The 4,868-nt window shown below is 70.6% G+C and carries 5 protein-coding genes and 1 pseudogene; all 6 read right to left on the bottom strand.

The window, feature by feature from the left end:
- Positions 1-1,454, bottom strand: a 1,454-nt coding sequence (locus UK23_RS47745; RefSeq protein WP_045318507.1) for a hypothetical protein, incomplete at its 3' end; no start/stop codon positions are given.
- Positions 1,455-1,490: 36 nt separating this feature from the next.
- Complete coding sequence (locus tag UK23_RS49630; protein WP_052685686.1) at positions 1,491-1,793, bottom strand: hypothetical protein; 303 nt, start codon at positions 1,791-1,793, stop codon at positions 1,491-1,493.
- Positions 1,786-2,256: a hypothetical protein gene (locus UK23_RS47735; protein ID WP_045318506.1), complete on the bottom strand. Its 471-nt coding sequence runs from the start codon at positions 2,254-2,256 to the stop codon at positions 1,786-1,788. The genes UK23_RS49630 and UK23_RS47735 overlap by 8 nt, the downstream gene beginning before the upstream one ends.
- On the bottom strand, positions 2,253-2,429 hold the full coding sequence (locus UK23_RS52410; protein ID WP_156213908.1) for a hypothetical protein: 177 nt from the start codon (positions 2,427-2,429) through the stop codon (positions 2,253-2,255). Before UK23_RS52410 ends, UK23_RS47735 begins: the two co-directional genes overlap by 4 nt.
- Positions 2,426-4,000, bottom strand: coding sequence for a hypothetical protein (locus UK23_RS47730; protein ID WP_045318505.1), 1,575 nt, complete (start codon positions 3,998-4,000; stop codon positions 2,426-2,428). Before UK23_RS47730 ends, UK23_RS52410 begins: the two co-directional genes overlap by 4 nt.
- A gap of 3 nt (positions 4,001-4,003) precedes the next feature.
- Positions 4,004-4,868, bottom strand: a pseudogene (locus UK23_RS53490) (hypothetical protein); the annotation flags it as partial.

Raw genomic sequence — 4,868 nt, 5'->3', positions numbered from 1 at the left:
GTCGTACCCGTCGCCGGTGCGGTGCTCGTGGCCGGAGTCGCACCCGTGGCCGGTGCGGTGCTCGTCACCGGAGTCGTACCGGTAGCCGGAGTCGCCCCCGTCGCCGGAGTCGCACCGGTAACCGGAGTCGTGCTCGTCACCGGAGTGGTACCCGTCGCCGGTGCGGTGCTTGTCGTCACCGGGCGGCCGCTTGCGTCGACGGGCGTGGTGGCGCTCGGGCCGGCCGTGGACATGCCAGGGCCGCGGGCCGTGCTCGGGGTGCTGCTGGAGGGATCACGGGCGGCACCGGTGTTGGCACCGGTGTTGCCACCAGTGTTCGTGCTGCTACCAGTGTTCGTGCTGCTACCAGTGCTCGTGTCGCCTGTGGTGACCGGGTTGCTCTGGGTGGGGACCGGGGTCGAGGTGACGGGGGACGTGTCGGTGCTCGGCGCGGTGAAGGTGGTGCCGACCCGCGTGCCGTTGTCGATGGCCGGCGACGAGGAAGTGTTGCCGAGGTCGACGCCGGGCAGGGTGAAGTTGGGGACGGTGACCGGCTTGACGACTGCGGGGTCGACGCTGGGGACCTTGGCGTGCTTGCTGCTCCCGCCTGGCTCGAGGGAGCCGAAGATTCCGTCCGTCGCGCTGCCGGAGCTGTGGGTGGCCTTGTTGGTGATCGGGTTGCTCAGTGCCGCGAGCGGGATCTGGACGATGGTGTTGGCCAGAGGAGTCAAGCCCCGGATGCTGCGGGGCAGCATGCGGAAGAGGTCGCGGCCGATTTTGCCGACGAGGCCGACGGCGCCTTCGCCCAGGCCGCCGAGCGCGCCACCGATCAGGCCACCGATCACGCTGCCTTTCAGCGACTCCTTGTCCCAGCCGTCGCGTTTGCCCGCCAGGATCTGGCCGCCCTGGATGCCCGCGTCGAGGCCAACCATGAACGCGGCGCCGAACGCCGCTCCCCCCAGCACCCTGGTGACGAGGGTGCGGGCGATGTTCATGAGCCCGTACTGCATCAGCCTGGTGACGAGCATGCGCAGCGCGAAGCTAATGCCGAGGCGAGCGGCCGAGATCACTGCGGGGGCGGCCAACGAACCGAAGAGCGAAGCAAAGAGCATCGCCAGCGTCGCGGCCAGGATTCCCAGCATCGAGACGATCATGATCTTCGTCTTCTGGATGTCCGCGGCCGCGTTCTTCAGCATTTTGGCGTAGGCCCTGGCCTGCTCCTCGAGCTGACCAGCGCCCTCGCGGAACGTCCCGGAGAGCATCTTCTGGATCTCGTCGCTCGTGGCTCCCTCCATCACGGTGGAGAACTCGCCCGAGACGCTCAGCAGTTGCGCGCTGAGTGCGTCGAGCTCGCCCGCCATCACCTCCCACTGCCACGAGAGCTCCTCGAGATCACCCTCGCTGCCCTCCGGCCAGGGCATGCCAACCGTGAACTTCAGCAAACGCTGAAGCGCGGGAGGCAGTTCGGTGGTCACGGGAGCTCTTCCTCAGATGGCTCGCGACGGAGTTCGTCAGGTGCGGGCGGCGTTGTTTTCGTCGGTCTTGACGAGCAGGTCGACCGCCTTCGTGACGGCGTCCCCCGTGAGGCCGAGGTTGTTGGCGAGCGTGGCGATGTACTCGAGCGTCTTGGCGGAGTTGTCCACGTAGGCCTTGGCGAACGCCTCGCCGAACTCGTCGTTGCCCCAGCAGCCGTCGTAGCGGGATGCCGCGTCCTTCATCGTCGCCGCCGCCTGTTCGAAGCTCAGGCCGAGCTCCTTGAGCCGCGCGATCACCGTGCGCGTGCCCTCGATGTCGATGGAGGTGCGGTCAGCCATTGTGCTTCCCTTCCTTCTCGCCCGCGGCCGGGCGGCCGAGGATGCCGTCGCTGTACTCGTCGCCGAGGAACGGCGAGACGACCTTCTCGAAGACCTCCTCGACGCTCAGGTTGCCGCTCGCGAGGTCGGTGAAGGTGACGCCGGGCAGGACTTCGTCCCCCATGGACTCCGCCAGCTTCTGCATGCACAGGGCCTTGCCGGCCTTGATCGTCTGCACCAGCAGGTGACTGAACTCGGCCGGCGCCATGGTGCGGTACTTGGTGCCCACGAAGTTGAAGCCGGTGATCTCGCCGCGGCCGTCGAAGTCGATCGTGAACGAGCGGTCCTTGGAACGCACCGTCGTCGTGTTCTCGTTCATCTGGCGGGTCAGCTCGGAGATCTTGCGCTGCTCGCGCTCCACCGACGCCATCGCGGCCTCGTTGGCCTCTTCGAGGGTCCGGTACTGGGAGAACCAGTCGGTCATCGCGTCTCACCTTCCCCGTGGCGGAGCTGGACGGAGTTCGCCGCGGCTTCCCGTTCGATCTCCTTCAGCAGCTCCGCGAGCTCGAGGCGCAGCCGGGACCAGTCGTCCATGACAGCCGCGTTGCCCTGCTGGAGGTTCTGGTACTCGGCCATCCAGGCCGCGAATTCCGTCATCGCGCCTCACCCTTCCCGTTCTCCGAATGACCGATGACGCCAGCCGGCGCACAGCCACCACCGCCTGTCCCGTGGCCCGGCCGTGCTGCCGTGCCCTGGGCGTTGCTCGCGGACCACGTGCCGGGGTCGGCCCGCAACCACGTGCTGTCCACACGCGACACAGGCGCACCCGCCATCGAGCCCGCGCCGACGGCCGCAGGCGGCGGAACCGCGCCCGTCGAGGCTGCCGCTGCGGAGGAGTTCATTCCCGTGTGCGCGTCGCCCAGTGGGGCGGCGGACCCACCGACTGACGTGGACATCGCGGGGAACTCACCGGGGAGCGGCGGCCTGGACGCCAAAGTAGGGTGCGCGGGGGGTGCCGCGGCGGGTGCCGGAGTCGCTGCGGCCGTTATGACGGGGGAAACCCCCGTGGACTGAAGAGCCGCCGGGGCACCGGAGGCCACCGCGGGAACCGCAACCGTCGCGTGGGAGGCAGCCGAGGCGGTCGCGGGCGCGGCTGCTGCGGCGACGACGGTCGCAGGCTGCCCGGTGACCGTCACCGACTGCCCGGCAACCGTCACGGTGTGTGCGCCACCGGCTGTCCGGGAGGCCGCAGTCGCGGGTTCCGCTGAGACCGTCGCCGGTTGTGCGGCGGTCGCGCCGGCAAGCGGCGACGCCGGAAGGTTGGCCGGCAGCGCGCCTTCGCGGCGCTGGGCGGGCTTCTCCGCTTTGCCGGTGCTGTCCTTCCTGGCGTTGTCACCCGCGGCAGACGCGGGTGACGCGAGGAGCGGCACGACTCCTTCCGCCGGCAGTGCCATGCTCGCGAACCCGCCGAACTTCGCGGTCTGATCAGCCTTGACCGGCGCGGGCTGCGCCGTGGCGAAGTGGGACAGCCTGCCGAACGGCTCAGCGGCGGCCGAGCGTGGCACGCCACCGTCCACAGGGGACGCCGGCGCTGAGACGGCCGAGCGGGAGCCGTTGGTCGTGGCCGTGCCCGCACCCGCGCCATGCCCCGTACCCAACGGTGCCATCGCCGGTGCCATCAGGCGGTGGGCGGCCGCCCCCTCCACCGGCGTGGCCGGAACCTGGATCGGCACACCGGTCACGCTGCGCTCGGGCAGCTCCGCGAGCGGCTGTCCGAACTGGACGTACGAAGTGGACAGATCGGTGAGGATCTGCCGGGCGTGTTCGTCCCGTGCGAGCAACGCGCCTTCGTCCGGCACGGTGCCGCTGTGGTTCTCGAGCCCTCGCAGACGTTGCTGGCTGTTCGCGACGGCGTCGCCGATGTGCCGCAGCGCCGCTGGGTAGCTCGGCTCGCGCAGACTGGAGGTCAGCTCGTCGACGTGCCGGAGCAGCCGATCCACCCACTCGAACTGCCGCGGGTCGCCGTTGTTCCACGCCGACTCGAGCTCCGCCCGGTAGCGGCGCAGCAGGTCGGCGAACAGCTCGAGCCGCTCCGCCGCCTGCTCGAACGCGGCCGCCTTGCGGTAGAAGGTGTGCGGGTCCGCCGCCGCCACCCGTGCACGTACCTGGTCGAAGTTCAGATTCCTGATCTCGCCCGCGATCGCGAGGTCGGGGTTCCGCGTCGCCATTGCTCAGCTCCGTCCCAGGGTCGATGGCCCCGCGCAGTTCTCGTCGTCTTCTTCCCAGTCCTTGCCGTCGCTGGTGAGCCAGACCGTGCGTTCCCGGTCCTTCTTCTCCTGCCCGGCACCACCCATACCGGCACCCGCGCCACCCATCGGCGGCATCATTCCCGCGCCGGCGTCGAGGCCGACGGGACCGCGCGAGATGGTCGTGGGCACACCGACCACGCCGCTGCGGGTGGGAACCTGGTAGCCCTTCTGCTGCGCGGCGGCGGCGATCTCCGCGGCCGTCGCCGCGACTCTGCCGTCGGCACCGATCCGCGGCGTACCGCCACCGAGACCGCTGCCGAACCCGCCACCACCGGTGGGATCTCCGGACAGGAAGCTCGCCAGCGGCGACTTGCCGTCCGTCGACGACCCGCCACCGAGGCCGGAGTCGCTGCCGATCTGACGGATCCGCTCGATCGCGTCGCTGGCGCTCTGGTTGGCCGCCTGCCTCGCGCGTTCCGCAGCGCCGCCGTCCCCGGCACCGGTGTTGGAACCGCCGGTATGGGAACCCGTCTGCCCGTGGCTGCCGCCGGTGCCAGTGCCGGCACCACCGCCGGTCGAACCGGAGCCGCTGCCGCTGGAACCGCCACCGGCCAGGCCGTTCAGCGCGTCGGTCGCCTCCCGTGCCGCACGCGCCGCCTCTGCCCGCGCCGCCTCGTTGCCGCCGCCGGCGCCACCACCGCTACTTCCACCGGTGCCGCCGCCGTGGCCGCTGCCAGCACCGCCGCCGGCGCCGGTACCACCAGCACCAGTACCAGTACCGCCTGCACCTCCACCGGCACCTCCGGCCAAGCTGTTCAGCGCGCTCGTCGCCTCCCGCGCCGCATTC

It is taken from the genome of Lentzea aerocolonigenes, from assembly GCF_000955955.1.
Taxonomy (GTDB): domain Bacteria; phylum Actinomycetota; class Actinomycetes; order Mycobacteriales; family Pseudonocardiaceae; genus Lentzea; species Lentzea aerocolonigenes_A.
The sequence above is the reverse complement of the archived record's forward strand: the minus strand, read 5'-3'. Positions and strand labels throughout refer to the sequence as shown.